The 1330-nt window shown below is 67.3% G+C and carries 1 protein-coding gene; it reads left to right on the top strand.

Annotated elements, in window-relative coordinates:
• On the top strand, positions 1-1330 hold a 1330-nt coding region (locus ACE3PU_RS01160), incomplete at both ends, for an efflux RND transporter permease subunit (RefSeq protein ID WP_374385783.1).

Raw genomic sequence — 1330 nt, 5'->3', positions numbered from 1 at the left:
CGAGGCGGTCTTCGTCGTCCTGCTGGTCACCTTCATCAGCCTCGGCCTGCGCACCGGCATGGTCGTCGCCCTCTCGATCCCGCTGGTGCTGGCGGCGACCTTCCTCGCCATGTACCTGCTCAACGTCGGCCTGCACAAGGTTTCGCTCGGCGCGCTGGTGCTCGCCCTCGGCCTGCTGGTCGACGACGCCATCATCGCCGTCGAGATGATGTGGGTGAAGATGGAGCAGGGCTGGGAGCGCACGCGCGCCGCCTCCTTCGCCTACACCAGCACCGCCGGACCTATGCTGTCGGGCACGCTGGTCACCGTCGCCGGCTTCATCCCGATCGCCATCGCCAAGTCGTCGACCGGCGAATACGCCTTTGCCTTCTTCCAGATCAACGCCATCGCCCTGCTCATCTCCTGGCTGGCGGCGGTCGTGGCGATTCCCTGGCTCGGCTACAAGCTGCTGCCCGACCCGCGCGCGCCGAAGCAGCCCGGCCTGATCGCCCGCCGCTGGCCGGCGCTGGTGCAACGCCTGGACCAGCTGGGCCTCGGCGGGCTGACGCATGGCGAGGACCACGACGTCTACGGCACGGCGTTCTACAACCGTTTCCGTCGGGTCGTCGCACTCTGCGTCCGGCGGCGCTGGCTGGTCATCGGCGTCACGCTACTGCTCTTCGGACTGGCCATCGTCGGCATGGGCAAGGTGCAGAAGCAGTTCTTCCCAAATTCGACGCGCCTCGAACTCAACGTCGAACTGCGCCTGCCGGAAAGCGCCTCGCTGCCCGCCATCGACGCCGCGACCCGCAAGTTCGAGGACTGGCTGGCCCGCGACCAGGCCGAATTCGACCAGTTCGAGCACTACACCGCCTACGTCGGCACCGGCGCGCCGCGCTATTACCTCGGTCTCGACCAGCAGCTGCCGGCCAGCAACGTCGCCCAGGTCGTCATCGTCACGCGCAGCGTCGAGGCCCGCGAGGCCTTGCGCGGTCGACTGATCAAATTGTTCGAAAACGAGGCTTCGGGCATCCGCGGCAACATCAGCCGCATCGAGAACGGACCGCCGGTCGGCTACCCGGTCCAGTACCGCGTCTCCGGCGAGGACATCGCGACCCTGCGGCGCATCGCCGGTGATGTCGCCACCGCCATGCGCGCCAACCCGGCGCTGTCGAACGTCAATTTCGACTGGAGCGAGCTGTCGAAGGCGGTACAGATCGAGATCGACCAGGACAAGGCGCGCCTGCTCGGCGTTTCCGGCCAGGAACTGGCGGCGCTGCTCAACATGTCGCTCAACGGCTACACGGTGACCAGCTACCGCGAGGGCCAGAAGACCATCGACGTCGTGCTG

It is taken from the genome of Brevundimonas sp. (assembly GCF_041911375.1).
Taxonomy (GTDB): domain Bacteria; phylum Pseudomonadota; class Alphaproteobacteria; order Caulobacterales; family Caulobacteraceae; genus Brevundimonas.
Note: the sequence above shows the minus strand (reverse complement) of the source record. Positions and strands in the feature narration are given on the sequence as shown.